Origin of the sequence: Micromonospora sp. WMMD967, from assembly GCF_029626165.1 — a bacterium.
Taxonomy (GTDB): domain Bacteria; phylum Actinomycetota; class Actinomycetes; order Mycobacteriales; family Micromonosporaceae; genus Micromonospora; species Micromonospora taraxaci.
This window is the reverse complement of the sequence record NZ_JARUBK010000001.1, coordinates 2,881,491-2,906,471: the sequence shown is the minus strand read 5'-3', so window position 1 is coordinate 2,906,471 and position 24,981 is coordinate 2,881,491. Positions and strand designations below refer to the sequence as shown.

The window sequence follows — 24,981 nt, the reverse complement described above, 5'->3', positions numbered from 1 at the left end:
AGCGAGGGCTGCCCGGCCCTCGCTCAGCCGTCGACCAGCCCCGCCTCGTACGCGAGGATCGCCGCCTGCACCCGGTTGCGCACGTCCAAGCGGGTGAAGATGCTGGTCAGGTAGCTCTTCACGGTGCCCTCCACCAGGTGCAGCCGGCGGGCGATCTCGGCGTTGGACAACCCCGCCCCCACCAGGGCCAGCACCTCCCGTTCCCGCTCGGTCAATCCGGCGGTACGGTCCCGCGCCACGGGTCGGCGGGCCAACCGCCCGGCGCCCAGCTCGATCACCCGGCGGGCCACGGTCGGCGACAGGTACGCGCCACCGTCGGCGACCGCGCGCACCCCGGCGATCAACTCACGCGGGTCGCCGGCCTTGAGCAGGAAGCCGCTCGCGCCGTGCCCGAGCGCCCGCGCCACGTGGTCGTCCTCGCCGAACGTGGTCAGCATGACCGTCGCGGTCTCCGGCACGACCCGACGAATCTCGGCGGCCGCCGCGAGACCGTCCAACCGGGGCATCCGGATGTCCAACAACGCGACCCGAGGTCGGTGCGCGCGGACCAGCTCCACCGCCTCGTGCCCGTCGCCGGCCTCGGCGACCACCTCGATACCGGGATCGGCGGCGAGGATGGCCCGGACACCGGCGCGGATCATCGCCTCGTCGTCGGCCAGGACCACCCGGACCCGCTGCGCGCCGGCCGTGTCGCTGTTCACTGCGCGATCCACTCCTTGCTGGCCAACCGGCCGTCGGTGAAACAGAGCCGCCAGGTCGGCTGCGCCAGGGGGAAGTTGCCGTCGGTGTAGTACTCGCAGCCGTCCCGGTCGGCGGTCGTCGGGCGTTCCAACTGCCGGCGGGGCAGGCCGGCCAGCTCCGAGCGGGCCGTACCGAGACGCATCTGCTCGAAGGTGGCCCGGTCCAGCACCGTGCCCGCCGTCGCCACCGGGTAGTAGACGAGCGAGAGCACCAGGGCGAACCCGACCGGTGCCAGCAGAGCCACCAGCAGACTGCGCCGCACCCGTCGGCGGGCGTCGTGCAGACGCCGCTCCGCGTCCACCGGCCGCTCCGACGGGCCGGGCTCTCCCATCGAGTCGGGCAGCGCCGCGTCGAGCAGCGCCGCGTCGGGCAGCGCCGGGTCGGGCAGCGCCGGGTCGGACGGGCCCACCGGGCCCGTGCCAGTCGCGCTCTCCACCGGCCCGGTGACCGGCAACGCCGCCCGCACCGCGAAACCACCGTCGCTACGGGGGCCCGCGTGCAACGTTCCACCGGCGAGACGGACCCGCTCGGCGAGGGCGAGCAACCCGCTGCCCTGCGACGGCGGAGCCGGCAACGGCCCCGCCGGCGGCGCGTCGTTGACGACGGCCACCTCCACCCGGTCACCCGCGCGGGTCACCGACACCTCGACCGGAGCGCCGGGCGCGTACCGGGCGGCGTTGGTCAACCCCTCCCGCACGATCCGGTGGGCGGCGTGACCGGTCATCGCCGGTAGCTCCGCGACCGCCGGGATCGCCTCCATCCGTACCGCCATGCCGGCCTCCCGGGCACCCTCGACCAGCTCGGCGACGGTCTCCCCGCTCGGCCGCACCGACGCGCCCCCCTCCTCACGGAGCACCCCGATGATCTCGTGCAGACGCTCGGTGGCGGCGGAGACACTGGCCCGCAACTCCCCCGCCGCCGCCCGGTGCCGGTCGTCGAGGTCGGCGGCGACCTCCAGGGCGGCGGCCCGCAACGCGATCAGGCTGAGGTCGTGACCGAGCGAATCGTGCATCTCCCCGGCGATCCGGGCCCGCTCGCGGAGCCGGATCCGTTCGGCGGCACCGCGTTGCTCGCGGGTCGACGCCTCCACGTGCCGCCGACCGGCGTCCGCCAACTCCTGCTGCTGACGCCGGTACCGGCCGACCAACCAGGGGAACACCGCCGCGAAGAGCAGCACCGAGGCGAGCAGGAACCAGGTGGCCGCGCCGGTGCCGAGCAGCCCCAGGTTGAGCGCCGTGCCGCCGCCCACGATCAGGACGAAGACACCGGCCGCCGGCCCCACCGACGCGGCACGCCGCCCGGCGAGGTAACTGAAGACCGGAATCGCGAACACGAAGTTGCCGTCGACCACCGACCCCAGCACCACCAGCACGGGGGCGAGCAACGGCTGACGTCGACTCGCCACCACCGCCGCGCCGAGCAGCGACACCTTGGCCAGCGTCAGCGGCACCGCGTGCGGCGCGTAAGGCGGGCTGAACCCGGCGTAACCGACCGGGGCGGCCACCACCGCCCAGAGCAGCAGGTCCGACAGCAGGCGACGCCGCCGGTCCAGCCAGCCCGGCCACGAGGAGTCGAGGATCCGCACGGCGGTCAGGCTACCCACGCCCGACCTGCGCGGACACCGACGAAAGTCAGGTGTTCAGCCGCTCTCCTCGGCCCAGACCCGCCAGTCGTCGAGCACACCGTGCAGCGCCGGGGTGAGCCAACCCGGGGCGGACCGCCGGAACACCCCCGGGTCCATCGCACCGGCGCCGTCGGGCACCGCGCCGAGCAGGTTCGGCACCAGATCCGTCAGATTCGTCCAGTGCACCAGCTCCGGCCGCGCCGGCCAGGCGCCGATCACCACACCGGCCGGCACGGCACGCCGGTCCAGCGCCTCCAGGGTCAGCGCCGTGTGATTGAGCGTCCCCAACCCGGCACGGGCCACCACCACCGCCGGCGCGCCCAACGACACCGCCAGGTCGGCCATCGTCCACGGCTCCCCCGACGGACGCAGCCCCATCGGCACCAGCAGCCCACCCGCGCCCTCGACCAGCACCAGGTCGTGCTTGTCGACCTCGTCACGCACCGCGTCCACCGCCGTGTACAGCTCCAACGGCGGCAGATCGGCGACCCGGGCGGCAGCCAACGGAGCCAGCGGATCGGGATAACTGGCCAGGGTCCGCCCGGTCAGTGGGGCCGCCAGCCGGTTGACCGCGTCCACGTCGCCCGGCTCACCGCCCGCCGTACCGGTCTGACCGGGCTTGACCACCGCCACCCGCAACCCGGCGGCCTGCGCGGCGGCAGCGATCGTCGCCGTCACCACCGTCTTGCCGACCTCGGTGTCGGTCCCGGTGACCAGGACCGCCCCTTCCCACCCGGTCACTGCGCGACCTTTGTTCGCGACTGCGGGGCTCGCAAACCCGGCTCACCCCTCGCGCTCACGGGTGCAGAGTCCACGATGACCTCCAGGGCCCGCTCGAACGCCTCCCGCGGCACCCCGGCGCTGACCGTGAGTCGCAGGCGGGACCGGCTGTCCGGGGTGGACGGCGGCCGGAAGCATCCCACCGCGACACCCTGGTCCCGGCAGTCGGCGGCCCAGGCCGTCGCCGCCTCCGGGCCGGGAGCCGTCACCGAGATCACCGCCGCGTCCGGCGCGGAGACCGTCAGCCCCGCCGACCGCAGTCGGCCGACCGCCAACGCCACCCGGTCGGCCAGCTCCACGCGCAGGTCGTCGCCGGCCCGGGTCAGCCGCAGCGCCGCGTGCACACCGGCGGCGACCGCCGGGGGCAGGGCCGTGTCGAAGATGAACGTACGCCCCGTCTCGATCAGGTGCCGGACGAACTCCGCCGGGCCGGCCACCACGCCACCCGCGCCGCCGAGCGCCTTGGACAGGGTGGCGGTGACCACCACGTCCGGCTCGCCGGCCAGCTTCGCCGCCGCCACTCCACCGGCGCCGGCCGGACCTGTCACACCCAGCGCGTGCGCGTCGTCGACCAGCAGCAGCGCGCCGTGACGGCGGGCCACGGCGTGCAGCCGGGTCAGCGGGGCGAGGTCACCGTCGACGGAGAACACCGACTCGGTCACCACCACCGCCGGGCGCCCCGGGGCGGCGGCGAGCGCGGCGGCCACCGCGTCCACGTCGGCGTGCGGGGTGACCACCGTCTCCGCACCGGAGATCCGGCAGCCGTCGATCAGGGAGGCGTGGTTGTGCGCGTCCGAGACGAGCAGCGTCCGAGGTTGGACGAGGGCCCGCAGCGCACCCAGGTTCGCCAGGTAACCGGAGGAGAACACGAGAGCGCGGTCGGTGCCCAGCCACTGCGCCAGCTCGGTCTCCAACGCCTCGTGCGCGTCGGTGGAACCCCGCACCAGGCGCGACCCGGTCGCCCCCAGCCCGTACGCCGACAACGCCGCCGCGGCCGCGGCGGTGACCTCCGGGTGGGTGGCCAGGCCGAGGTAGTCGTTGCCGGCCAGATCGGTCATCCCGTCGGCGGCGGGACGCGGAAGCAGTCGCCGGGTCAGCCCAGCCTTCGCCCGCAGATCCGCGCGGCGGTCGAGCGCCGCCAGCCAGTCCGCCACGTCACCCCTTCACCGCCGTCCGTGCCGGTCAGCCCGACACCCGCCGGGCGAAATTACCACCCGCCGCCGACGTCCGACCGATCCCACTCGCCGGCAGGTATAGGGGCTGCCAGGTCATTCCGGCCGGTCGGGCCGCCTTGTAGGGTACGAGCCATGCCAGAGATCCTCGACCAGGCCCGGACCCAGGTGCTCGGTGACGGTGTCGGCCTCGACCAGGCCGGCATCCTCGCCGTGTTGAATCTGCCCGACGAGCACCTTCCCGCCGCCCTGCAACTCGCTCACGACGTGCGGATGCGCTGGTGCGGCCCGGAGGTCGAGGTCGAGGGAATCGTCTCGCTGAAGACCGGCGGCTGCCCGGAGGACTGCCACTTCTGTTCGCAGTCCGGCCTGTTCACCTCCCCGGTGCGCTCGGTGTGGCTGGACATCCCGTCGCTGGTCGAGGCGGCGAAGCAGACCGCCGCGACCGGGGCGACCGAGTTCTGCATCGTCGCGGCGGTCCGCGGTCCGGACGCCCGGCTCATGAAGCAGATGCGCGAGGGCGTCGCCGCCATCAAGGCGGCTGTCGACATCCAGGTCGCCGCGTCGCTGGGCATGCTCACCAAGGAGCAGGTCGACGACCTGGTCGACATGGGTGTGCACCGCTACAACCACAACCTGGAGACCTGCCGCTCCTACTTCCCGAACGTCGTCACCACGCACTCCTGGGAGGAGCGCTGGGAGACGCTGCGGATGGTCCGCGACTCCGGCATGGAGGTGTGCTGCGGCGGGATCCTCGGCCTCGGCGAGACCGTCGAGCAGCGGGCCGAGTTCGCCGCGCAGCTCGCCGAACTCAACCCGCACGAGGTGCCGCTCAACTTCCTCAACCCGCGCCCGGGCACCCCGCTCGGTGACCGGCCGGTGGTGGAGGGCAAGGACGCGCTGCGGGCCATCGCCGCGTTCCGGCTGGCCATGCCGCGCACCATCCTGCGGTACGCGGGCGGCCGGGAGATCACCCTCGGTGACCTGGGCACCCGCGACGGTCTGCTCGGTGGCATCAACGCGGTGATCGTCGGCAACTACCTGACCACGTTGGGTCGACCGGCGACCGCCGACCTGGAGTTGCTGGACGAGCTGAAGATGCCGGTCAAGGCCCTCTCCGCCACCCTGTGACCACGATGACGACGACCGGGCTGTGGTGTGACAGGTGCGGTGAGCCGGCGACGGCCGCCGCCCACCCGGCCTGCGCCACGGCCCGTCAGCTGGAGCCGCCCCGGTTCTGCCCCCGGTGCCGACGACGGATGAAGGTCCAGGTGCTGCCGGTGGGCTGGTCGGCGATCTGCGTCGAGCACGGCGAAGTGCGGGGCTGACGCCGATGCTGCGTGGGCGGGCGGTGACCCTGCGACCGGCGACGGCAGCGGACGTGCAGGCCCTCGCGGCGATCCGCGCCGACCCGGAGGTGCGCCGGTGGTGGCGCGGCAGCGACGACCTGACCGGGGCCGTACGCGCCGACCTCGGCGACGACGACCTGCACGTGTACGCGATCGAGCACGACGGTCGGGTGGTCGGCGCGATCCAGTGGTACGCCGAGGCCGACCCGGACTACCGCCACGCCAGCCTGGACGTCTTCCTCGACCCTGCGGTGCGCGGCGCCGGTCTGGGCGTGGACGCGATCCGCACCCTGGCCCGGCACCTCATCGACGAGTACGGCCATCACCGTTTCACCATCGACCCGGCGGCGGCGAACAGCGCCGCGATCCGCGCGTACGCCAAGGTGGGTTTCCGTCCGGTGGGGGTGCTGCGCCGCTACGAGCGGGGCGAGGACGGGCGGTGGCACGACGGTCTGCTGATGGATCTGCTCGCCGACGACCTGGTGGAGTGAGCGGGCGGGTCAACCGTCCCAGCAGAGGCGCCCGTCGGGCAGTCGGCGGGCGCCCTCGGCGGGCTGGTGGGGGCTGAGCCGCCCGTCCGGCATGAGGTGCGCCACAGGTGTTCCGCGACCGAGCGCCGCGACGTCGGCGATGAGCCGACGGTGGCAGCGCCACCACAGGCTCTCGCTGCACAGGACCGCCGTGGTCGGCCCTGCCGCGTCGGCCAGCACCTCGGTCAGCGCCGTGTCGAATTCCGACGTGCGGGTGTACGCGGCGTACGCCCGGAACGCCTCGACCTTCCACCAGGTGTCCGGCTCGGGTTCTCCGGCCGGGACGTGCCGGCGTCCGCCGAGGCGTGGCTCCCAGCGGTAGTCGATCCCGTACTCGGGTAGCCACCGTTGGAGTTCCTCGCGGCGGACGTCGGGGTTGGTACGACTGGCCGGGTACCGCCGGACGTCGACCAGCAGAGCCACCCCGCCGGCGGTCAGCAGCTCACCCAGCCGCACCCGGTCGGCTGTGCCGTGCCCGACGGTCAGCAACTCCCCCACGGGTTTGCCTTTGCCCGCAATGCCGGGAGGTTATCCCCGGGCGCCGGCGAGATCTTGGACAGTTACCGTCCAACGCGAACGGCAACTGTCCAAGATCTCGTGGAACCGGTGTCTCAGACGATGGCGCAGGTGGTGTTGTTCACTGTGAAGGCCGCCGGTTTCGGGTTGGTGCCGCTGTGCGCGCCGTTGAAGCCGAAGCTCACCGACGCTCCGGGCGCGAGCGTGCCGTTGTAGGACAGGTTCGTGGCCGTGACCGCCGCGCCGCTCTGACTGACCGCCGCCGACCAGCCCTGACTGACGGTCTGCCCGCCGGTGAAGTTGAACCGCAGGGTCCAGCCGTTGATCGCCGTGGTGCCGGTGTTGGTGATCGTCACGGTGGCGGTGAAGCCGGTGTTCCAGTCGGTCGTGGCGTACCCCACCGAGCAGGTGCCACCGACCGGCGGGGCCGCGGTGGTCACCGCGACCGGCGCGGACGCCGCGGAGGTGTTGCCGGCCGCGTCCACGGCCACCACGTAGAACTGGTACGCCGTGGAGGCGGTCAGCCCGGTCACCGCGACCGTGGTGCCGGTCGGCGAGCCGACCAGCGCGTCGGTCGCGCCGGCCTCGCGGTAGACCCGGTACCCGGTGACGCCCACGTTGTCGGTCGACGGGGTCCAGGCCAGGGTGAGCCCGGTGGCGGTGACCGCCGACGCGACAGGCGTGCCGGGCGTGGTCGGCGCCGTGGTGTCGGCGGTGCCGGCCGGCGGCGTGGTCACGGTGAGCTTCGGCGAGGCGGCCGACGTGTTGCCGGCGCCGTCGCGGGCCACGACGGTGAACTCGTACGACGTCGCTGGCAGCAGCGTCGTGATGGTCAACGTCGTGCCGGTGACCGGCCGGACCACTACCGTGTCGCTGTTGACCTGGACTTCGCGGACGTCGTAGCCGGCCAGGCCGCTGCCGCCGCTGTCGGTCGACGGCGCCCAGGTCAGGGTGACGGTGCGGGGCCCGAGGGCGGACGCCACCGGGGTGCCCGGGACGGTCGGCGCGGTGGTGTCCGGCACTACCGGCCCCGGCTCCTCGCCCCAGACGCGGGTGGTGCCGGAGTACAGCGGCACCTTGCGGTTGGGGCCGGCGGTGGCCTGGTACGACGGGTCGTTCGTCGGGTCCCAGGTGCCGCCCTCCGGCACGCCGACCTTGAACTGCACCTCCATCCGGTGCTGCGACTGACCGGCCGGGGCGATGGTGTAGCCGGTGCAGTCGACCTCGACGTACCAGATGTCACCGCTGTACTGCTTCGCGGTGGTTGGGGACGGGCAGCCCTGGGTGTAGCCGGCGGTGACCTGCACCGGGCCGGTGCCGTCGGGCCGGAAGTAGTACCGGAACTTCCCGTCGGTGAGCGCCCGGGCCGGGAACGCGGACTTGTTGTAGACCATCACCTTCAGTCCGGTGGCCCGCGGCTCGGCCTGCGCCACTGTGGTTTCCACGGTCAGCTCGTCGATGTCCGGCGTCTCGGCGACCGGGAAGTTCGCCAGCGGCGTGCCCCCGTACTCGGAGGTCAGCCGGACCAGCGCGGAGGTGAAGCCGGCGTTGTAGTCGGTGGCGACCTCGTTCATCACGTAGTCCGACCGGCTGTCGCTGTACGCGTCGTTGGCCGACGACGGGCCGCCGACCAGCGCGCCGTACAGGGTGTGCCGGGTCTCCACGGGCACGGTCTGGCTGTCCCACCAGGAGCCGTGCGCGGTGCGGTGGTGCGGGTTCTTCGGTGGGTTGGCCCCGAACCCGATCACGTAGCTGGAGTTGCGCGGGTTGTCGCCGAGTGCGTAGTTGATCTGCCGGACGGCGAAGTCGTGGTAGCGCGCCTTGCGGGTCGCGTCGGTGGTCTTGTCGCTGTAGACCAGCGCGGCGAACGAGGTGTTGGCGGCGTAGCGCAGCGCGCCCCAGGAGTCGAGTACCGCCATCCCGCCCGGCGAGTAGGGCACCCGCTGCCCGTTGACGCCGACCGTCCAGTAGTCCAGCCAGCGGTTGGCGTCGTCGACGTACTTCTGCTTGCCGGTCAGGTTGGCCAGCAGCACGTACGCGCCGAACTGCTTGTTGTCCCAGGCGATCGTCCACTTGTAGGAGCGGGTGGTGGTCTGGTTCTCGGTGCCGAGCTTGTCGTACTCGCTCTCGGCCTTGGCCAGGTAGCTGGCCTCGCCGGTGGCCCGGTGCAGCCAGATCGCGGCCCACACCAGCTCGTCCTGCCAGCCGCTCCACGACCGGTAGAAGCTCGTCGCGTCGGTGATGCACTCGTGGTACGACTTCCGTACCGTGTCGGCGAACGTGTAGAGCTGCTTGGCGTGGGTGAGCAGCTTGTCCGCGTAGGTCGCGTCGGTGGGTCGGAACACCATGGACGAGGCGGCCATCGCCGCCGCCGTCTCCCCCGCCAGGTCCGCGCCGCCACAGCTCGCATCGATCTTGTACGCGGGCCGCGCCATCGGCATCACCTCGGCCGGACCCCACCACTTATGGTCGTCGTCGCCCTTGCCGACCTGCCCGTAGAGGACGTTTGCCGACGGGTGCGCCTTGATGAAGTAGTCGTTGACGAAGCGCAGGTTGTTCAGCAGGTGCGGCAGTTGTCCGGAGGAGGCGTAGCCGCTGCGGTACTCCACCGCGCCCCAGGCGAGCATTGTCGCGCTGAACGCCATCGGGAACCCGAACTTGACGTGGTCACCGGCGTCGTACCAGCCGCCGGTGAGGTCCAGGCCCGCGCCGGCGCCGTCGGTGAGCGCGCTGTCGCCGCGCCAGGAGACCCGGTTCCAGTCCGGCAACCGGCCGGACTGCTGCGCCTCGTAGAAGAGCAGCGACTTCTGCAACGCCTCGGCGTAGTTGTAGGTCGCCGGCGCGGCCGAGGCCGGCGACGACATCGGCCCGGTGACCACGAGGGACAGACCGGTGAGCAGGGCCACCCCGGCGGCCAGTAGCCGCCGCGGCCAGGGCTGGTCTCGCACCGGCTGCACAGCAGACCGCCGGCGGATCCGTTCCGGGTAGGACATCGCGGACTCCTGTCGGTGGCGCCGCCGGGCAGCCCGACCGAGGCGGGACGGCTTCGGGTTGCTTCGGGTGCCCGGCGGCGGTGGTGGTGGAGCCGGGACGCGCTCCGGGAGCGCTCCCACAGATGAGCGTCAATCTAGCTGCCGGCCGCGACGTTGGGAAGAGCCGGCACGTGGACCGGCCCACCCCCACGGTCCGCGAGGCGGTCTCGGACTCCCCCAGGCACCCGGGGCGGCGACCCCAGAAATGGGGACACACCGTTGCCGACCTGCTACTTCGCGCGAGACAGTACGACCATCAGCGGTGCCATCGACGCCGCCGTTCCCGGTCGACCCTGAGGAGAAGCGATGGCATTACGACTCGCCGACGGCACCGCCTGGTCCGAGGTTCTGGCCCGCGCGGTGGCCGCCACACCGGAGGCGTTCGGCGCCGAGGTGGACGGTGTCACCACTCTGCACAACCTGATCGAGGGCGAATGGCGGGCGGACGGCCAGCCCGCCCCGGTCCGCACCCCAGTGGACAACACCGTCGTCGTCAACCTGTCCCGACTCGACGCCGACACCGCCCGCGCCGCGGTCTCCCACGCCGCCGCCGCACATCGGGAGTGGGCACTGACCCCGCTCGCCGACCGTAAGGCCCGCGTCGGCGAGGCGCTGGAATCACTCACCGCCCACCGCGACCTGCTCGCCATGCTGCTGGTCTGGGAGATCGGCAAGCCCTGGCGGCTGGCCTGCGCCGACGTGGACCGGGCGCTCGACGGCGTCCGCTGGTACGCGGGCGAGATCGACAGGATGCTCGCCGACGGCCGCGAGCCACTGCCCGGCCCGGTCAGCAACATCGCGTCGTGGAACTACCCGATGAGCGTCCTGGTGCACGCCGAGCTGGTGCAGCTGCTGGCCGGCAACGCCGTCATCGCCAAGACCCCGTCCCAGGGCGGCGCGGTCTGTCTGACCGTCGCGCACGCGTTGCTGCGCCGCGCCGGTCTGCCCGCCACCCTCGTCAGCGGCGGTGGCGAGGAACTGTCCGAGGTGCTGGTCCGGGCGCCCGAGATCGGTGCCGTCGCCTTCGTCGGCGGCCGCTCCAACGGTGGCAAGGTCGCCGCCGCGCTGCTCGACAGCGACAAGCGGCACTTCATCGAGCAGGAGGGCCTCAACGCCTGGGGCATCTGGAACTTCTCCCAGTGGGACGTCCTCGCCGCCCACCTCAGGAAGGGCTTCGAGTACGGCAAGCAGCGTTGCACCGCGTACCCCCGCTTCGTCGTGCAGCGCGACCTCGTCGACGAGTTCCTCGACATGTACCTGCCGGTCGTCCGCTCGGTCCGATTCGGCCACCCGCTCGCCGTCGGCGACGACTGGGCATCCGGCGACCCGCTGCCCGAGCTGGACTTCGGCCCACTGATCAGCGCGGCCAAGGCCGACGAGCTGCACCGCAAGGTCGACGAGGCGGTACGCGGCGGCGCGGTGCCCCTGCACCGGGGCAAGCTCACCGGCGCCCCGTTCCTGCCCGGGCAGGACACCTCTGCGTACGTGGCACCGTCGGTGCTGCTCGCCCCGCCCGGCCGGTCCCGGTTGATGCACGCCGAGCCCTTCGGGCCGGTCGACACGATCGTCGTGGTGGACACCACCGATGAACTGCTGGCCGCGATGAACGCGTCCAACGGCGCGCTGGTCGCGTCGCTGGCCTGCGACGACACCGAGGAGGCCGGCAAGCTCGCCGTGGACCTGCAGGCCTTCAAGGTGGGCATCAACAAGCCGCGCTCACGCGGTGACCGGGACGAACCGTTCGGCGGCCGGGGCGCCTCCTGGAAGGGCGCGTTCGTCGGCGGCGACCTCCTCGTCCAGGCCGTCACCGTCGGCGGCAGCGGTCGGCTCTACGGCAACTTCCCCGACTACAGCAGCTACCCCGCCACCTGACGCGAGGCGCGGAAGGGCCCCTGCTACCCCCTCGGGGTCAGCAGGGAGCCCTCCCTCTGCGGGATGAGCGGGACGGTCACCGTGAGCAACGGGCCGTCGCGGTCGGTCGAGTCCGGCCGGCCCAATCGGCGCAGGGTACGCAGCATCGGGGTGTTCTCGGCCTGGACGTGCAGCACCAGCGCCGCGTACCCGGCGTCGTCGGCGTGCTTGACCAACCGGCGCAGCAACGCCGACCCGAGCCCCCGCCGCTGCCAGTCGTCGCGCACCAGCAGCGCCACCTCGGCCTCGTCGCCCTCACCGAGCAGGTTCGCCAGCGCGACAACCGACTCCGCACCGCCGTCGTCGGTGGCAGTGGCGATCAGGGTCAGCCCTCGGCTCGGCTCCAGCAACCGACGCAGCCGGTCCGGCCGCGGCAGCGCCGCCCCACCCAGGTATCGCCGGTGCCGGCTGCGCGGTGAACACAGCTCGTGCAGCTCCCGTACGCCGGGCAGGTCGTCGGCGCAGGCCGGTCGCACCGCCACCTCGGCACCGTCGGGCAGCACCAGAGTGACCTGCTCGGCGGCCCGACGGACCACGGTGGCGGCCAGCTCGACCAGGGCCTGCGCCCGGGCGTACTCCGCCGGGGTGAACGCGGGCGCGGCCCGGCGCAGCGCGAACGAGCCGCCCGCCGGGTCCGCCAACGTCATGCTCGCGCCGGCGATCCCCCGGTCGACGCCGACCGACGCCGGTCGCCAGCTGACCGAGTCGGCGCCGAGCAGCGCCCGCAGCGCCTCACCGGTCGCGTCCGGGTCCCGCACCAGCCGGTTGGCCAGCCCGAGGACCCGGGTGGGCTGGTCGGCCAGGCCGCGCGCCTCGCTGCGCGCCACCCAGCAGTCCCGGCCCCGGCCTCGCTCGACGGCGGCGACCAGCTCGGCCTCGTCGAGTGCGTCCGGCGCGTCGACCAGGAAGTCGTCCACCGCGCCCTGTTCGGTGGGCTGCACCTGAACGGTGAGGATGTTGACCCCGCGCAGCGCGAGGCTGGCCGTGAGCACCGACAGGTAACCCGGCCGGTCGTCCACTGTCGCTCGGATCCGCCACAACGTCATGGTTGGCTCCCTTCCCCGGTAAGAGCCTCACCCCCGCCTGTTGCCGCCCGGTTGCTCGGCGGTGTCGAGCCGGGAACTCCTCGGCCCGTTCAGGGGCCGGCGACCACCGGGGGCGCGCCGACCAGGTCGAGCCGGTCACCGAGGATCACCGTGCTGGCCCGGACGAGCTGGGTGAGCCGGTCCACCTCGGTGCTGTGGAACGCGGCGGCGGACAGGGTCTCGGTGCGTTCGCGGGCCACGACCAGCACCAGGCCCGCCCGGCCGAACGGCGCGACCGCGTGGTGGGTGCCGTCGGGCGTGGTCATCGACCGACCGCGCAGCGGAGTCACCTCCGGCAACCGCAACGGCACCGGGGTACGCCAGCTCGCGTGCCCCACTGTCGCCCCGCCGCCCCCGGTCCGCGAGGCCCAGTCGACGGGCACCACGGCGGCGACGGCCCAGTCGGCTGCCAGCAGCCCCGGCACCGCGTCGACGAGGGTGGCGAGCCCGTCCGCCGGGTTGGCCGCGACCTGCGCCAGCAGCTCCGCGTCCTGACCGGTGGTGGTGGGCGCGCCGATCGCCCGCCACACACCGTCCACCCGCACCCCCGGAATCGCCGCCAGGCCGGCGAGCAGTCGCTCCACCCGGGCCGCGCCCGGCCAGACCACAGTGAAGTCGTCCACCGCGCGCCCGCCGAGACGTTCGAGGACCACCACCTGGACGATGTCCGCGCCGGAGACGCCCAGCGTGCGGGCGACCTGGCCGAGCGTGCCCGGACGGTCCGGCAGGGTGACCCGAACTCGCAGCAACATGTCTGTCCCTCCGCTCGGCGGGCCGGCCCAGACGCGGCCGGCAGGCTGGTCCCAGCCTGGTAGATGACCATTTCGTCCCTGTTGCAGGGCCATGTCCCGAGGGGAAAATCTGACCTTGACAACGTGAGCGGGCTGCCATCAACTAGTCGGATGAGCGATCCGGCCGTCGATGCGTCGCGGCCGGAGGCCGTTTCCACCTCCCCCGCCGGGCTGGCCCTGGACCGCCTCCGCGACTACCTCGCGGAGCACCGCCCCGAGCTGCTCGTCGGGCCGTTGCGCGCCCAGCTGATCGCCGGCGGCAAGTCCAACCTCACCTACCTGCTGCGCCTCGGTGACCGCGAGGTCGTGCTCCGCCGTCCCCCGCTGGGGCACGTGCTGGCGACCGCGCACGACATGGCCCGCGAGTTCCGGGTCATCTCGGCGCTGGCCCCCACCGACGTGCCGGTCCCGGGCGCGCTGCTGCTCTGCACCGACCCGGAGGTGATCGGGGCGCCGTTCTACCTGATGGAACGGATGCCCGGCGAGGTGTTCCGCACCCGCGCGCAGACCGACCCGCTGGGCGACGAGCGCCGTCGAGCCCTCGCCATGGCGATGATGGACACCCTCGCCGCGCTGCACAGCGTCGAACCGTCACGTGTCGGGCTGGGCGACTTCGGCCGCCCGGAGGGCTACCTGGCCCGGCAGGTCCGCCGCTGGGCCGGGCAGCTCGACCGTTCGCGCAGCCGCCCACTGCCCGGCATCGACGAGCTGCGTGACCTGCTCGCGGCGACCGCCCCGGAGGGGGCGAACGCCGGCCGGATCGTGCACGGCGACTACCGGCTGGACAATCTCCTCGCCTCGGCCGACCCGGTGGCCGTGCACGCGGTGCTCGACTGGGAGATGGCGACCCTCGGCGACCCCCTCGCCGACCTCGGGCTGCTGTTGACGTACTGGGACGTGCTGGGCGACAGCGACACCGCGGCGGGCAACCCGGTCGCCGACGGGCTCGGCCCGCGCGCCGGCTTCCCCACCGGCGCCGAGCTGATCGACAGGTACGCCGGGCGCAGCGACGTGGACGTCGGGCCACTGCACTGGCACGTGGCGCTGGGCTGTTTCAAGCTCGCGGTCATCTGTGAGGGCATCCACTACCGGCACACGCTCGGGCAGACGCTCGGCGAGGGCTTCGACCGGATCGGCGAGATGGTGGCACCGCTGGTCGCGCACGGGCTGACCGCCGCCAGGGAGCGGTGATGGACTTCTCATACGACAGCCGGACCGAAGAGCTGCGCGACGAGCTGACCCGGTTCCTGACCGAGCACGTCTACCCGGCCGAGGCCGTGCACGCCGAGCAGGTGGCCGCGGGTGACCCGTGGTCGCGTACCCCGGTGTTGGCGGAGCTGAAGGCGGAGGCCCGCAAGCGCGGTCTGTGGAACCTGTTCCTGCCCGATCCGCGCTACGGGGCCGGCCTGACCAACCTGCAGTACGCTCCGCTCGCCGAGCTGACCGGGCGCAGCCCGCACCTGGCGCCGGAGGCGGTCAACTGCGCGGCACCGGACACCGGCAACATGGAACTGCTGGCCGAGTTCGGCTCGGAGGCGCAGCGACAGCGTTGGCTCATGCCCCTGCTGGAGGGCGAGATCCGCTCCGCGTTCTGCATGACGGAGCCGGATGTCGCGTCCTCCGACGCCACCAACATCGCCACCCGGATCACCCGCGACGGCGACGAGTACGTGATCAACGGGCGCAAGTGGTGGTCGTCCGGCGCGATGGACCCGCGCTGCGAGATCTTCATCGTGATGGGCAAGACCGACCCGTCGGCCGAACGGCACCGTCAGCAGAGCATGGTGCTGGTCCCCCGGGACACGCCCGGCGTGGTCGTCCGCCGCGGTATGACCGTCTTCGGTTACACCGACGGATCCCACGGCGGCCACGCCGAGATCGACTTCACCGACGTCCGGGTGCCGGCGGAGAACCTGATCGGCGCCGAGGGCACCGGCTTCGCCATCGCCCAGGCCCGACTCGGTCCGGGCCGGATCCACCACTGCATGCGGTTGATCGGGATGGCTGAGCGGGCCTTGGAGTTGCTCTGCAAGCGGGCCAACGAGCGGGTCGCGTTCGGCCGTCCGCTCGCCGAGCAGGGCGTCGTCCGGGAGTGGATCGCCGAGTCGCGGGTGCGCATCGAGCAGTCCCGGTTGCTGGTGCTCAAGACGGCCTGGCTGATGGACACCGTCGGCAACAAGGGCGCACACACCGAGATCCAGGCCATCAAGATCGGCACCCCGGCGATGGCGGAGTGGGTGATCGACAAAGCCATCCAGGGGTACGGTGGCGCCGGCGTCAGCCAGGACACCCCACTGGCCGCCCTCTGGGCGCAGACCCGGACCCTGCGCCTGGCCGACGGCCCCGACGAGGTCCACCGCAACTCCCTGGCCAAGCGCGAACTCCGCCGCTGGGCCTCCTGACCCCCCACCCGGGCCGGGCCCGGGGCGGGCGGTCAGGCGGAGGCTCGGTGGACCAGTTGGGTGTCCAGGAGGATGTGCGAGGTGGGTAGCTCCTCGCCACGGATCCGGGCGACCAGCAGACGTGCCATCTGCCGGCCCATCTCCTCCACCGGCTGGAAGACGGTGGTCAGTGGCGGGTCCGCCTGGAGGGCGATCGTCGCGTCGTCGAAGCCGATCACCGCGACGTCCTCGGGCACGCGCCGGCCGGCCTCGCGCAGGGTACGCAACGCGCCGAACGCCATCAGGTCGGACGCGACGAAGACCGCGTCCAAATCCGGGCAGGCGTCCAGCAGTCGGCGCATGCAGGCCGTGCCGCTGCCCTCGCTGAAGTCCCCGTACGCGATCAGGTCCGGGTTGACCCCGACCCCGGTGGCCTTGACCGCCTCGGTGTAGCCGGCCAGACGGGCCAGGCCGGCACCCATGTCCTGCGGTCCGGCGATGGTGGCGATGCGCCGGCGCCCCAGCCCGGTCAGGTACTCGACCGCCTGCCGGGCCCCGCCAACGTTGTCCACGTCGACGAACCACGCCGGTTGCGCGCCCGGCTGCAACATCCGGGCGGGCCGACCACCGAGCACGGCGGGCAGCCCCCGCTCCTCCAGCAACGTCGGCAGCGGGTCGGAGTCGTGCAACGAGAGCAGCAGTACGCCGTCGACGTGCTGGTTGGTCAGGTGGTGCTCGACCCGCTCCCGCTCCACCGGCGACTGCGCCATGGCCAGCCAGAGCTGCATCGGCGTCTCCAGCAGCCCGGAGCTGATCCCCCGCACGATCGAGGCGAAGAAAGGTTCGGTGAAGACCCGCTCGCCGGACTCGGACACCACCAGCGCGACGGAGTCGGTGCGCTGGGTGACGAGCGCACGGGCGGCCCGGTTCGGCACGTACCCCAGCTCGGCGATGGCCTGTTGGACAGCGGCCCGGGCCTCCGGGCTGACCTGGGGCGAGCCGTTGACGACGCGGGAGACCGTGCCCCGGCCGACGCCGGCACGCGCCGCGACCGCGTCGAGGGTCGGGCGCCCGAGCGACCGGGTGCGCTGCGTTGTCATGGTGTGCTCCTCCGACGGCGGGCGGACCCGGCGCCACCTGCGTGAGGTGGACGCCGGGACCCGTCCTGATGGCTGGCCCGAGCCTATTGTGCGGCCAGACCGTTGCGCCGGATCACCGAGGCGTACCACTTGGCGCTGGACTTGGGGATGCGAACCTGGCTGTCGTAGTCGACGTGGATCATGCCGAACCGCTTGGTGTAACCCCAGGCCCACTCGAAATTATCCATCAACGACCAGGCGAAGTATCCCCGCAGGGGCACCCCGTCGTCGATCGCTTCGTGCGCGGCGCGCAGGTGCGCGTCGAAGTAGGCCAGCCGGTCGACGTCGTCGACCTCCCCGTCGACCACCGAGTCGACGAACGCGGAGCCGTTCTCCGTGACGTACAACGGCAGGTCGGTGTAGCCGTGCACCCGGTTCAGGGTCTCGCGCAGGCCCGGGGCGTCGATCTCCCAGCCCATGTCGGTGACCGGGACGCCCCGGGTGACGAACCGGACGTCCTCGCTGCCCGGCCAGCACGACGGGGACGGGTCAACCGGGTCGCCCTCGACCGCCGCGGCCACGACGTGCCGGCTGTAGTAGTTGACCCCGACCAGGTCCAGCGGCGCGGAGATGGTCGCCAGGTCGCCGTCCTGCACGTGGTCGAAGTCGGTCACCGTGGCGAGGTCGGCCACCAGGTCCTCCGGGTACGACCCGCGCAGCAGCGGGTCCAGGAAGAACCGGTTGGCCAGCCCGTCGATGCGCCGCGCCGCGTCCACGTCGGCGGGGGCGTCGGTGGCCGGGTCGACCGGGTAGAGGTTGACCGTCACGCCCACCTCGGCAGCCGGCCGGGCCGCCCGCAACGCCTGCACGGCCAGGCCGTGACCGAGCATCAGGTGGTGCCCGGCGCGAACCGCGTCCGCCCCGTCGGTGCGGCCCGGCGCGTGCACGCCGGAGCCGTAGCCGAGGAACGCCGAGCACCACGGCTCGTTCAGCGTGGTCCAGTAGCGCACCCGGTCGCCGAGCGCGTCGGCCATCAGGGTGGTGTAGTCGGCGAAGCGGGCCGCGGTGTCCCGGGCCGGCCAGCCGCCGGCGTCCTCCAGCGGCTGCGGCAGGTCCCAGTGGTAGAGGGTCAGCCACGGCTCGATGCCGTTGGCCAGCAACTCGTCGACGAGTCGCCGGTAGAAGTCCAACCCCTTCGGGTTGGCCGCGCCGACGCCGCCGGGCTGCACCCGGGACCACGAGACCGAGAAACGGTACGACTTGAGGCCCAGCTCGGCCATCAGCGCGACGTCGCCGCCGAGCCGGTGGTAGTGGTCGCACGCGACGTCGCCGGTGTGCCCGGCGACGACGCGACCGTCGGTGTGGCTGAAGGTGTCCCAGATCGACGGGGTGCGGCCGTCCTCGGCCGCAGCCCCCTCGATCTGGTATGCCGCGGTCGCGGCTCCCCACAGGAATCCGGGTGGGAAGGTCAGCCCGGGGCGCTCGTCGAGGACGTCGACGGCGGGCGGGCTGGCGGGGTTGCTCACGACTTGACGGCACCTTCCATGATCCCGCCGATGATCTGGCGGCCGAACACGAGAAACACGATGACCAGGGGGATGGTGCCGATCGCCGTGGCGGCGAACACCTGGGAGTAGTCGGTGTAGTAGGCGTACGAGAGGAAGGAGAGCGAGACCTGGAGGGTCGGGTTCTCCGGGGTGAGGATGGCGTACGGCCAGAGGAACGAGTTCCAGGTCTCCATGAAGGTCAGCAGACCGAGGACACCGGCGGCGGGACGCAGCGCGGGCAACACGATGTTCCAGTAGATCCGGAACGTGCTGGCCCCGTCGACCCGACCGGCCTCGATCAGCTCGTCGGAGATCGCCTGGCTGGCGTACTGCCGCATCATGAACACGCCGAAGGCGCTGACCAGGAACGGCACGGTGACCGCGTAGAGGGTGTCGTACCACCCCAGGTCCTGCATCATGCTCCAGAGCGGGATGAGCCCCATCTGGGTCGGGATCATCATGGTGACGATGATCGCCAGCAGGAGGGCGTTGCTGCCCCGGAACCGCAGCTTGGCGAAGGCGAACCCGGCCAGCGAACCGGTGAGCACCACCGAGACGGTGACCACCGAGGAGACGATGATCGAGTTCATCATGCCGGTGAAGAAGTTGGCGGCGTCGTTGTCGAGCACCCGCTGGAAGTTGTCACCGAACGCACCACCGGGCGTGGACGGCGGCGGCACGTCGTTGATCGAGTCCAGGCTGCGGGTGCCGATCACGATCATGTAGTAGAACGGGTAGATCGAGAGCAGCGCCGCCAGGACGAGCGCAACGTAGGTGAGCGGGCTGGTGCGCCACAGGCGCCGGGAAGCCGAAGTCATCGCTCGCTCCTCACTTCGCCGAACGGCGGACGAGTAGGAAGTTGAACAGCGACACCACGACAATGATCATGAAGATCGCCCAGGCGACCGCGGCCCCGTAGCCGGCGGTGCTCAGGTTCTCGATGCCCATCTCGTACATGTACATGGCCAGCGTCTGGAACTCCCGCTGGTTGCCGCCGAGGATGTTGCCGTTGGCGAAGAGCAGGGGCTCGGTGAAGAGCTGCATGCCGCCGATCGTGGACAGGATGACCACGAAGATGAAGGTGGGCTTGAGCATGGGCAGGGTGATCTGCCAGAACTGCCGCCACGGGCTCGCGCCGTCGATCTCCGCGGCCTCGTAGAGGTCCTTCGGGATCGCCTGCATGCCGGCCAGCAGGATCAGGGTGTTGTACCCGGTCCACCGCCAGTTGACCATCGAGGAGATGGCGAACCAGGAGCTCCACCGCTGTCCGTCCCAGTCGACGGCGTCGACGCCGACGAGGCTGAGCAGCCAGTTGAAGAGGCCGAACTCCCGCTGGAACAGCATTCCGAAGACGATCGCGACCGCGGCCACCGACACCACGTTCGGCACGAAGATGGCCATCCGGAAGAAGGTCTTGGCACGCAGGAAGGTCCGGTTGAGCAGGTTCGCCAGGAAGAGGGCGAGCAACAGCTGCGGGATGGTCGACAGGGCGAAGATGCCGAACGTGTTGACCAGCGCGTTCCAGAAGTACTCGTCGTTGACCAGCCGGGTGTAGTTGTCGAAGCCGATGAACGAGTGGTCGCCGATCAGGTCCCAGTCGTGCAGGGACATCCAGGCGGTACGCACCATCGGGTACAACCCGAACACGCCGAAGATCACGAAGAACGGGGCGATGTAGAGGTACGGCGAGTACTTGACGTCGAGACGGTTGAATAACCTTCCCCGATTACGTCGGGAAGAGACGTCGCGAGAAGGCGGTGCTGCTGGCGACGGCGGTGCCGTCGTGGCCGACAGGCTCATACGAATTTCCTTTTCCGGCGAGGCCCGGGGGCCCTCGCGCAGGGCGCTACGCGGAGGGGACCGGCCGGTGGCGTCCGGGAAACCCCGAACGCCACCGGCAGGGAATCACTCAGAAGGCACCCTGAGTCTTTGCGTCCTTCGTGAACTGCTCCCAGGCCTTCGCCTTGTCGAGCTGGCCGTTCTCGAAGGCCCGCATCGCCGGCTCGAACGCGTTCTCCTTCACCGCCTGGTGCTTCGGGCCCAGGTGGGTCGGCTGGATCTTGGCGACGCTCTCACCGAAGATCTTGCCGGTCGGCGCGTTGCTGAAGTACTCGTTGGTGTAGCTGAGGAACGCCTCGTTCTTCAGCGCCTCCAGGTTGGTCGGCAGCGGGCCCTTGAGCTTGAAGGCCTCCACCTGGCTCTTGGCGTTGGTGAGGTACTCGGCGAGCTTCGCCGCCTCCTTCGGGTACTTGCTCTGCTCCGGAACCGCGAGCCAGGAGCCGCCCCAGTTACCGCCGCCACCCGGCACGGACGCGACGTCCCACTTGCCCTTGTTCGCCGGGCCGGAGTTGTCCGAGACGATGCCGAGCATCCAGGACGGGCAGAAGGTGACCGCGAAGGTGCCCTGCTTGAAGCCACCCGACCACTCCGGCGACCAGGTCTGCGCCTTGGCGGAGATGTCCGCCATCGAGGTGGCGGTGTCCCAGGCGTTCTTCACCGCGGGGCTGGTGTCCGCGATGATGTTGTTCTCCTTGTCGTAGAACAGATCACCGTTGCCCTGGAACATCACACCGTTGGAGACGGCGGTGATCGAGTCGACGAACGCCTTGCCGGTGGCCTGCTTGTACTTCAGACCGGCTTCGTGGAAGCCCTTCCAGTCCGACCAGAGCGCCGACACCTGGTCGCGCTCGGTGGGCAGGCCGGCCGCCTGGAACAGGTCCTTGCGGTAGCAGACGCCGAGGCTGCCGACGTCCGTCGGCAGACCGATCAGCCGGCCGTCGGGCGCCTTGCCCAGCTCCCACTTCCAGGGCAGGTATTCCTTCGAGTGGTCGGCGATCAGCGGGTTGAGGTCGGCCCAGTTGCGCGGGTTGGCCTTGAACTCGTTGAGGATGCCCTCTTCCAGGGCGGTGACGTCCGCCGCGCCCTTGCCGGTGGCCAGGTAGCGGACCAGCTTCGGCCGGTACTCGCTGAGCTGGGCGGTCTTGCGCAGCTCGACCTTGATGCCGGTGTCCTTCTCGTACTGCTTGACGAGCTCGTCGTAGCCGAACTCGCTGAAGGTGTCGACGACCAATTTGGTCGGCTTCTCGCCGGCAGCCGGCTTGTCGTCGTCCTTGCCGCAGGCCGCGAGACCGCCGATTGCGGTGATCGCGGCCAGGGCAGCGGCCGCCAGGCGGGTACGCCGCGTGGTGACACTCATTCGCTGACCCCTCTTTCCGGTGGTGAGGCTGATGGGTGTGGTGGGGGTGTGCTCATCGCGCCAGGCCGGGGAGCGTGAGTGACCCATGCCACCTCCGGGAGCGCTCCCATGAGATTGCCGTCGGGTAACGGGAGTGTCAATAGGACGTTGGGAGCGTTCCCAGATCGTTACCGCGCGCCCCGGCAGCCCCTTCCGCCCCAGGCCACACCCACTCTGACCACCCCATAACCCAAAGTGATCAACAGATTTCGGTCGGAAATCGCCGTCTCGCTGACGCAAATCTCTTGATCGACAGGGCAGACGACGCCAGACGGTGCCCGGGGGTCGGCTCAGCAGAAGCGGCGCAGGAGCGTGGTCGCCCGGTCGGCGTCGAAGCGGGACGGGTCGAAGGTGGCACCGGCCCAGTCACGCAGCAACGCCAGGCGCGGGTCGGCGAGATCGGCCGGTGCCGCCTGGTCGTCCATGGCCACCAGGAGCGCGCGGTAACCCAGCGGCCCGCCGATGCCCTCCGGCGGGCAGGCCCGCTCCCCGGCCAGACAGACCGGGTACCGCTCGTCGGGGTCGACGGTCAGCGCGTCCTCCACGACCAGGTCGTGCTCCCACCAGTCGCCGAAGTCGTAGGTGTAGGAGAACCTGCTGCCCTTGCCGAGCACCGCGTCCAACCGCGCGTCCAACTCGTCGTGCAGCCCCAACTCGCCGTCCGGGTCGGGCTCGCCGTACTGCACGGCGTCGATCTCGAACGAGTGCAGGTGGCAGTCCCGCCACCCCATCGCGTGCTGCACCACCCGGTGCAGCCGGTCCAGCGTGTAGCCGGCCGGCACGAGGACCCGCCGCCACACCGGTGGGCGGACGCTGGCCAGGGACATCTTCAGCTGGAAGATCTGACGCGGCATGCTGTCCTGTCCTCCCGCGGCTTAGGCTGCGAGCATGATCTGCGGAGCGTGCCGGGCCCGGCGACACGACGACTGCCCGGGCCGGAACTGGTGCGACTGTCAGCACCGTACCGCCGAACCGACCCCTCCGGTCACTGGTCCGGCCGGCGAATGACCGTCGGAATTCCGATCCGACGGCTCTGGCCCGAGCCGTCGGCGCAGCCGCTCGACGATGCCGCGTTGACCGCCCTCTACGGCCGCTCCGACCAGCCCCGACTGCGGGTCAACTTCGTCTCCAGCCTGGACGGCGCGGTCACCGTGGACGGCTACTCCGCCGGGCTCTCCGGGGAGCCGGACAAACGAGTGTTCGGCCTGCTGCGGATGGTCTGCGACGCGCTGGTGGTGGCCGCCGGGACGCTTCGCCACGAGGCGTACCGGGCGGTCCGCCTGAACGAGACCCGCCGCGCCTGGCGTCGGGCCAACGGGCTCGCGGAGTATCCGACACTCGTGGTCGTCTCCGGCTCCCTCGACCTGGACCCGGGGCAGGCCGCCTTCGCCGACGCGCCGACCCGCCCGATCGTCCTCACCCACGCCGACGCCGACCCGCCGCCCGGCCTCACCGACGTCGCCGACCTGCTGCGCTGCGGCACCGACCGGGTCGACCTGGCCGCCGGCCTGGCCGCGCTGCACGGGCGCGGGCTCACCCAACTGCTCTGCGAGGGCGGCCCGCACCTGTTCGGCGCGCTCACCGCCGCCGACCTGGTGGACGAGTTGTGCCTGACCGTCTCGCCCCTGCTCGCCGGCCCCGGACCGGGCCGGATCACCGCCGGCGACACCGCCCCGCCCCGGCGCCTGCCGCTGCGCCACGTGCTCGCCGCCGACGACGGCGTCCTCATGCTCCGCCACGCCCGGCGGTAGGACCCGCTCGTCGAAGGGCGACCGACATCGACACCACCCGCCCAGCATGCCCGCACAGGCTGCGGCGCTCGGGTCGGCGAGGGCTGCGGCAGGCGTCCCGGTGTGCCGGGGCTCAGTCGTTCAGGACCGCGCCGGGAGCCCACGGGATCCGGTAGCGCTGGCCGTCCGCGGTGCTCGCCCAGACCTGCACCTCGTCGTACGGCTCGATGGCGACCACCTCCGTCACCGCGCCGCGCGGGGCCGGGCCGAGCGAGTGCGGCACGCCGTCGGCCACGACCTCGACGGTACGCCCCTGCGGGGCCTGGACCAGCACGTAGAGCCGGCCACCTGAGCGCCGGGCCACGGCCACGCCCAGCCCGCTGCCCGTGGACCGGACGGCTGCACAAACCGCGTCACCGTCGACGCACGCGAGATCGTACGAGAGGTAGTCGTGCAACCGTCGCGCACCGCCCCCGTACGGGGCGACCCACACCTCGGCCGCTTTCCCCCCGACGGACCGCTCCTCGGCACGTGGCTCCCGGTTGACCAGTACAAGCGTCTCCGACCCGGCCCGACCGACGGCGACAATCTGGGCCTCTGTCACCGCTCGACCGTCGGCACCGAGGATCCCGGTCGGGACGTCGGCAGGCGCGCCGGGCTCGGCGCCCCCGACGTCGCTGCCGCCATCGCGGCCGAGCGGGTCCACCTGCGGAAGCAGCAGTGCCCCCGCAGCGGCCATAACCGCCACCGCACCGACCGCCAGCAGGCGCCGGCGCCGACGCGCCCGGCTTCCGGCAACGACCCGTCCGGCGAGACCGGACGGCAGTTCGACAGACGCGACAGCGCTGTCGAGCAGGTCAGCCACCTCGTGTTCACGCATGGTTGTCCTCCGCAAGGTCGAGGTCGAGTGGGGTCACACCGGCAGCTTCCAGCCGAGCTCGCAAGCGGTGCAGCCCACGGGAAGCCTGGCTCTTCACCGAGCCCGTGGAACAGTCCAGTTCGGCGGCTACCTCCGCCTCGGAGAGACCCAGCCAGTACCGCAACACCACAACGGCCCGCATCCGCGGCGGAAGTTCCCGCATCGCCGCCAGAAGCACCTCCCGGTCATCGACCCGAGCCATCTCGTCCGGCTGCGCCGCCGCATCCGGCAGGTGCGCCACCCGACGTCGGTTCCACGGTGAGCGCCATCGGCTGGCCAGCCGGTTGGTCATGGCACGGCGCAGATAGGCTTCCGGCTGCCGCTGCCGGACCGCCCGCCAGCGGGGGTATGCCTGCTCCAACACCTCCTGCAGCAGATCCTCGGCATCGGCCCGCTGCCCGGTGATCAGAACGGCGAAGCGGAGCAGTCGAGGGCCGCTCGTCGCGACGAAAGTGCCGAAGTCGTCATTCATGGGTGCTCCATACCTAAGTAACGCGACCGCCGCCCGGGAAGTTGAGTCCCGGCGGTCAGCGATTGCCCTCGAACTCTCGGGCCGTGG

23 protein-coding genes are annotated in these 24,981 nt (G+C 71.8%); 7 read left to right on the top strand and 16 right to left on the bottom strand.

All coding sequences use genetic code 11. The annotated features are described in order from the left end of the window. Positions 1-23 precede the first annotated feature (23 nt). From O7631_RS13630 to O7631_RS13615, 4 genes are read right to left on the bottom strand one after another with little or no spacing between them, the layout of a single operon-like run. Positions 24-701, bottom strand: a complete 678-nt coding sequence (locus tag O7631_RS13630) for a response regulator transcription factor (protein WP_278144550.1) — start codon at positions 699-701, stop codon at positions 24-26. Then, positions 698-2,344, bottom strand: a complete 1,647-nt coding sequence (locus O7631_RS13625; RefSeq protein ID WP_278144549.1) for a histidine kinase — start codon at positions 2,342-2,344, stop codon at positions 698-700. The genes O7631_RS13630 and O7631_RS13625 overlap by 4 nt, the downstream gene beginning before the upstream one ends. Before the next feature lie 36 nt (positions 2,345-2,380). Beyond that, on the bottom strand, positions 2,381-3,106 hold the full coding sequence (bioD, locus tag O7631_RS13620) for a dethiobiotin synthase (protein ID WP_278144548.1): 726 nt from the start codon (positions 3,104-3,106) through the stop codon (positions 2,381-2,383). Further along, positions 3,103-4,299, bottom strand: a complete 1,197-nt coding sequence (locus O7631_RS13615) for an 8-amino-7-oxononanoate synthase (protein ID WP_278144547.1) — start codon at positions 4,297-4,299, stop codon at positions 3,103-3,105. Before O7631_RS13615 ends, bioD begins: the two co-directional genes overlap by 4 nt. Before the next feature lie 153 nt (positions 4,300-4,452). Between O7631_RS13615 and bioB the strand changes: the two genes are divergently transcribed. The 3 genes from bioB to O7631_RS13600 are packed head-to-tail and all read left to right on the top strand — an operon-like array spanning position 4,453 to position 6,157. After that, positions 4,453-5,448, top strand: a complete 996-nt coding sequence (gene bioB / locus O7631_RS13610; RefSeq protein WP_269680392.1) for a biotin synthase BioB — start codon at positions 4,453-4,455, stop codon at positions 5,446-5,448. 5 nt (positions 5,449-5,453) lie between these two features. Then, complete coding sequence (locus tag O7631_RS13605) at positions 5,454-5,645, top strand: hypothetical protein (protein WP_269680393.1); 192 nt, start codon at positions 5,454-5,456, stop codon at positions 5,643-5,645. Positions 5,646-5,650: 5 nt separating this feature from the next. After that, a complete protein-coding gene (locus O7631_RS13600) occupies positions 5,651-6,157 on the top strand; it encodes a GNAT family protein (protein ID WP_278144546.1) in 507 nt (168 codons plus the stop codon). A 9-nt stretch (positions 6,158-6,166) separates the two neighbouring features. On the opposite strand, the gene O7631_RS13595 is transcribed toward O7631_RS13600, so the two are convergent. Further along, positions 6,167-6,694: a DUF488 domain-containing protein gene (locus O7631_RS13595; RefSeq protein ID WP_278144545.1), complete on the bottom strand. Its 528-nt coding sequence runs from the start codon at positions 6,692-6,694 to the stop codon at positions 6,167-6,169. A gap of 113 nt (positions 6,695-6,807) precedes the next feature. After that, the gene (locus O7631_RS13590) at positions 6,808-9,705 is read right to left on the bottom strand and encodes a glycoside hydrolase family 9 protein (protein ID WP_278144544.1); all 2,898 of its coding nucleotides are present in this window, start codon (positions 9,703-9,705) and stop codon (positions 6,808-6,810) included. 345 nt (positions 9,706-10,050) lie between these two features. On the opposite strand from O7631_RS13590, the gene O7631_RS13585 reads away from it, so the two are divergent. Then, positions 10,051-11,616 (top strand): aldehyde dehydrogenase family protein, encoded by a 1,566-nt coding sequence (locus O7631_RS13585; RefSeq protein ID WP_278144543.1) that lies wholly within the window; start codon positions 10,051-10,053, stop codon positions 11,614-11,616. A 23-nt stretch (positions 11,617-11,639) separates the two neighbouring features. On the opposite strand, the gene O7631_RS13580 is transcribed toward O7631_RS13585, so the two are convergent. Continuing rightward, positions 11,640-12,701: a GNAT family N-acetyltransferase gene (locus tag O7631_RS13580; RefSeq protein WP_278144542.1), complete on the bottom strand. Its 1,062-nt coding sequence runs from the start codon at positions 12,699-12,701 to the stop codon at positions 11,640-11,642. Positions 12,702-12,790: 89 nt separating this feature from the next. Next, positions 12,791-13,492 carry an amino acid-binding protein gene (locus tag O7631_RS13575; RefSeq protein ID WP_278144541.1) on the bottom strand — a complete coding sequence of 234 codons (702 nt, stop codon included), beginning with the start codon at positions 13,490-13,492 and terminating at the stop codon, positions 12,791-12,793. A gap of 150 nt (positions 13,493-13,642) precedes the next feature. Here O7631_RS13575 and O7631_RS13570 point away from each other — a divergent pair, with 150 nt between their 5' ends. Both O7631_RS13570 and O7631_RS13565 read left to right on the top strand, forming a co-directional pair. After that, positions 13,643-14,722: a phosphotransferase family protein gene (locus tag O7631_RS13570; protein WP_278144540.1), complete on the top strand. Its 1,080-nt coding sequence runs from the start codon at positions 13,643-13,645 to the stop codon at positions 14,720-14,722. Next, entirely contained in the window at positions 14,722-15,933 is a 1,212-nt protein-coding gene (locus tag O7631_RS13565) for an acyl-CoA dehydrogenase family protein (protein WP_278144539.1), read from the top strand. Before O7631_RS13570 ends, O7631_RS13565 begins: the two co-directional genes overlap by 1 nt. Positions 15,934-15,965: 32 nt before the next feature. On the opposite strand, the gene O7631_RS13560 is transcribed toward O7631_RS13565, so the two are convergent. From O7631_RS13560 to O7631_RS13535, 6 genes are all read right to left on the bottom strand, one after another. After that, on the bottom strand, positions 15,966-17,012 hold the full coding sequence (locus tag O7631_RS13560) for a LacI family DNA-binding transcriptional regulator (RefSeq protein ID WP_278144538.1): 1,047 nt from the start codon (positions 17,010-17,012) through the stop codon (positions 15,966-15,968). Positions 17,013-17,095: 83 nt separating this feature from the next. Next, entirely contained in the window at positions 17,096-18,517 is a 1,422-nt protein-coding gene (locus tag O7631_RS13555) for a GH1 family beta-glucosidase (RefSeq protein WP_278144537.1), read from the bottom strand. Next, complete coding sequence (locus tag O7631_RS13550) at positions 18,514-19,356, bottom strand: carbohydrate ABC transporter permease (RefSeq protein WP_278144536.1); 843 nt, start codon at positions 19,354-19,356, stop codon at positions 18,514-18,516. Before O7631_RS13550 ends, O7631_RS13555 begins: the two co-directional genes overlap by 4 nt. Positions 19,357-19,366: 10 nt before the next feature. Further along, the gene (locus tag O7631_RS13545; protein WP_278144535.1) at positions 19,367-20,338 is read right to left on the bottom strand and encodes a sugar ABC transporter permease; all 972 of its coding nucleotides are present in this window, start codon (positions 20,336-20,338) and stop codon (positions 19,367-19,369) included. Positions 20,339-20,447: 109 nt separating this feature from the next. After that, positions 20,448-21,734, bottom strand: coding sequence for an extracellular solute-binding protein (locus O7631_RS13540; RefSeq protein ID WP_278144534.1), 1,287 nt, complete (start codon positions 21,732-21,734; stop codon positions 20,448-20,450). Between the two features lie 329 nt (positions 21,735-22,063). Beyond that, complete coding sequence (locus O7631_RS13535; protein WP_278144533.1) at positions 22,064-22,627, bottom strand: plasmid pRiA4b ORF-3 family protein; 564 nt, start codon at positions 22,625-22,627, stop codon at positions 22,064-22,066. A 150-nt stretch (positions 22,628-22,777) separates the two neighbouring features. Here O7631_RS13535 and O7631_RS13530 point away from each other — a divergent pair, with 150 nt between their 5' ends. Continuing rightward, positions 22,778-23,524, top strand: coding sequence for a pyrimidine reductase family protein (locus tag O7631_RS13530; RefSeq protein ID WP_278144532.1), 747 nt, complete (start codon positions 22,778-22,780; stop codon positions 23,522-23,524). Positions 23,525-23,636: 112 nt separating this feature from the next. On the opposite strand, the gene O7631_RS13525 is transcribed toward O7631_RS13530, so the two are convergent. Next, entirely contained in the window at positions 23,637-24,383 is a 747-nt protein-coding gene (locus O7631_RS13525; protein WP_278144531.1) for a hypothetical protein, read from the bottom strand. Continuing rightward, positions 24,376-24,894, bottom strand: a complete 519-nt coding sequence (locus O7631_RS13520) for a SigE family RNA polymerase sigma factor (protein WP_269680410.1) — start codon at positions 24,892-24,894, stop codon at positions 24,376-24,378. The genes O7631_RS13525 and O7631_RS13520 overlap by 8 nt, the downstream gene beginning before the upstream one ends. Positions 24,895-24,981: the final 87 nt, after the last annotated feature.

Coding starts and splice junctions, on each gene's coding strand:
- O7631_RS13580 (WP_278144542.1), bottom strand. CDS start 12,701: ATGACGTTGTGGCGGATCCGAGCGACAGTGGACGACCGGCCGGGTTAC.
- O7631_RS13565 (WP_278144539.1), top strand. CDS start 14,722: ATGGACTTCTCATACGACAGCCGGACCGAAGAGCTGCGCGACGAGCTG.
- O7631_RS13560 (WP_278144538.1), bottom strand. CDS start 17,012: ATGACAACGCAGCGCACCCGGTCGCTCGGGCGCCCGACCCTCGACGCG.
- O7631_RS13520 (WP_269680410.1), bottom strand. CDS start 24,894: ATGAATGACGACTTCGGCACTTTCGTCGCGACGAGCGGCCCTCGACTG.
- O7631_RS13540 (WP_278144534.1), bottom strand. CDS start 21,734: ATGAGTGTCACCACGCGGCGTACCCGCCTGGCGGCCGCTGCCCTGGCC.
- bioB (WP_269680392.1), top strand. CDS start 4,453: ATGCCAGAGATCCTCGACCAGGCCCGGACCCAGGTGCTCGGTGACGGT.
- O7631_RS13530 (WP_278144532.1), top strand. CDS start 22,778: ATGACCGTCGGAATTCCGATCCGACGGCTCTGGCCCGAGCCGTCGGCG.
- O7631_RS13545 (WP_278144535.1), bottom strand. CDS start 20,338: ATGAGCCTGTCGGCCACGACGGCACCGCCGTCGCCAGCAGCACCGCCT.
- O7631_RS13570 (WP_278144540.1), top strand. CDS start 13,643: ATGAGCGATCCGGCCGTCGATGCGTCGCGGCCGGAGGCCGTTTCCACC.
- O7631_RS13575 (WP_278144541.1), bottom strand. CDS start 13,492: ATGTTGCTGCGAGTTCGGGTCACCCTGCCGGACCGTCCGGGCACGCTC.
- O7631_RS13550 (WP_278144536.1), bottom strand. CDS start 19,356: ATGACTTCGGCTTCCCGGCGCCTGTGGCGCACCAGCCCGCTCACCTAC.
- O7631_RS13590 (WP_278144544.1), bottom strand. CDS start 9,705: ATGTCCTACCCGGAACGGATCCGCCGGCGGTCTGCTGTGCAGCCGGTG.
- O7631_RS13605 (WP_269680393.1), top strand. CDS start 5,454: ATGACGACGACCGGGCTGTGGTGTGACAGGTGCGGTGAGCCGGCGACG.
- O7631_RS13600 (WP_278144546.1), top strand. CDS start 5,651: ATGCTGCGTGGGCGGGCGGTGACCCTGCGACCGGCGACGGCAGCGGAC.
- O7631_RS13585 (WP_278144543.1), top strand. CDS start 10,051: ATGGCATTACGACTCGCCGACGGCACCGCCTGGTCCGAGGTTCTGGCC.
- O7631_RS13535 (WP_278144533.1), bottom strand. CDS start 22,627: ATGCCGCGTCAGATCTTCCAGCTGAAGATGTCCCTGGCCAGCGTCCGC.
- O7631_RS13525 (WP_278144531.1), bottom strand. CDS start 24,383: ATGCGTGAACACGAGGTGGCTGACCTGCTCGACAGCGCTGTCGCGTCT.